Source organism: Liquorilactobacillus uvarum DSM 19971 (assembly GCF_001434935.1).
Taxonomy (GTDB): Bacteria; Bacillota; Bacilli; order Lactobacillales; family Lactobacillaceae; genus Liquorilactobacillus; species Liquorilactobacillus uvarum.
Genome location: NZ_AZEG01000133.1, coordinates 1 through 292 on the forward strand (window position 1 = coordinate 1; position 292 = coordinate 292).

Annotated in this window: 1 protein-coding gene; it reads left to right on the top strand. The window is 45.9% G+C overall.

Annotated elements, in window-relative coordinates:
• Nucleotides 1-292, top strand: a 292-nt coding sequence (locus tag FD20_RS12795; protein WP_477218319.1) for a DinB/UmuC family translesion DNA polymerase, incomplete at both ends; no start/stop codon positions are given.

Below are 292 nucleotides of genomic sequence, written 5' to 3' on the forward strand. Positions count from 1 at the left end.
CGTCATTAAAGAAATTGGGGAACAGGTGGCGGCGCGGCTTCGGCACCACCATAAACTGGCGGGGTGTCTATCGCTAAGCATTGGGTTTTCCTATGCCGCAGCTGAAGCAGATGGTCGCGGTGGCTTTAACCAGGCTTTAAAAATTGAACCAACTAATGACAATCAAGTTTTGACGCAACAATTATTGTGGTTATTCCGTCAGAATTGGGACGGTCAAGCTGTCCGGAATATTGGTGTTTATAGCAGTAAACTAAGTGCCAACTCCGGCCAACAACTTAATTTATTTGAAACC